Genomic DNA, 1,497 nt, shown 5'->3' with positions numbered 1-1,497 from the left:
GGTCAAAGACTTCGGCAACGGCGGAGGAGGGACGGGTAGGGACTGGTAGGGGCGGCGGGGGGCGAGGCAACCCGCCAGTGACCGGCGTGGGCGCCGTCACTCTTGTCACACCGCCCCGTTAGACTCACCAGCCTGTACGAAGATCTTGCATGACGGGGTGAAACACGTCCACATGAGCGACACACACACCATGGAAGCGCCCACCATCGACGCCGCCGAAGAGACTTCGGGCCACGGTCGGCACCGCGGTCCGGTCTCCGCGAACGACGCCGAGACGACCCCTCGGGGCCGGCACCGCAAACCGGCCGAGCAGACCGAATCGGCTGCCTGAGCCACCGCGAACCGGCACCTGACGCGGCGTCGAGTCAGAGCGCACGCACCGCACCACCGCACGCACCGCACACCGCACACGGCCCCGCCCGCCAACAGCATCCGCACCACGGGCGGGGCCGTTCCGTGCGAGGAACCGAGTATCCAAGATCCGAGGCGCCGAGTATCAGAGGCGCAGATGCTCCGGGGCTCCGGGGCTCCGGGGCCTCTCTCAGTGGTCTCCCCGCCTGAGGCTCAGTACCTCCGTCGCCGCGAACGTCTCCCCACTCGGCCGTTCCGCGTAGTACGGACTGAGCAGCGAGTCCAACTCGTCATACGTGAACGCGTCCTGCTTGGTGTCGAACTTCGCCGCCACCCGAGGCCGTTCGACCACCGCGACCATGCCGCCGTGCACGACGAGCAGCTGCCCGTTCAGCTGCGCGGCCGCGGGTGAGGACAAGTAGCCGACGAGTGGGGCCACATGCTCGGGAGCGAGCGGGTCCAGCTCCCCCTCCCGTTGCTCCAGGCCCGCGAACACGTCCGCCGTCATCCGGGTCCGGGCCCGCGGGCAGATGACGTTCGCCGTCACGCCGTACTTGGCGAGAGCCGCCGCCGTGGAGGTGGTGAGGCCGACGATCCCGCCCTTCGCCGCCGCGTAGTTGGGCTGTCCGGCGGACCCCGCGAGGAACGCCTCCGAGGATGTGTTCACGATCCGTCCGTACACCCGGCCGTCCGCCGCCTTGCTCCTCCGCCGCCAGTGCGCGGCAGCGAAGTGCGTCGTGTTGAAGTGGCCCTTCAGGTGGACGCGGATGACCGCGTCCCACTCCTCCTCCGACATCGAGAAGACCATCCGGTCCCGCAGGATCCCCGCGTTGTTGACCAGGATGTCCAGCTGCCCGAACTCCGCGATCGCCAACTCGACCAGTTCCCGGGACTGTTCGTGGTCGGCGACGTCCCCCGTGTGGGCGACAGCCGTGCCTCCCGCGGCCCGGATCTCCGCCACGACCTGCTCCGCCGGGCCGGCCGACGCCTCGCCCACCCCCTCCCGGCCCGGCTGCCCGTAGTCGTTGACGACGACGGCCGCTCCGAGCCGGGCGAGTTCCAGCGCCTCGGCCCGGCCCAGCCCACGGCCCGCGCCCGTGACGATCGCGGACCGGCCCTCAAGTGGCAGTGACATCAGTACCCCTC

2 protein-coding genes are annotated in these 1,497 nt (G+C 70.5%); one reads left to right on the top strand and one right to left on the bottom strand.

Annotation, left to right across the window (positions count from 1 at the left end; translation table 11 throughout):
• The first annotated feature begins 172 nt into the window (after positions 1-172).
• Positions 173-331: a hypothetical protein gene (locus FNH04_RS47105; RefSeq protein ID WP_194237060.1), complete on the top strand. Its 159-nt coding sequence runs from the start codon at positions 173-175 to the stop codon at positions 329-331.
• A 210-nt stretch (positions 332-541) separates the two neighbouring features.
• Here FNH04_RS47105 and FNH04_RS45890 read toward each other — a convergent pair whose 3' ends face one another.
• Complete coding sequence (locus FNH04_RS45890; RefSeq protein WP_152792135.1) at positions 542-1,486, bottom strand: 3-oxoacyl-ACP reductase; 945 nt, start codon at positions 1,484-1,486, stop codon at positions 542-544.
• Positions 1,487-1,497: the final 11 nt, after the last annotated feature.

The organism is Streptomyces phyllanthi, from assembly GCF_009377205.1.
Taxonomy (GTDB): domain Bacteria; phylum Actinomycetota; class Actinomycetes; order Streptomycetales; family Streptomycetaceae; genus Streptomyces; species Streptomyces phyllanthi.
Note: the sequence above shows the minus strand (reverse complement) of the source record. Positions and strands in the feature narration are given on the sequence as shown.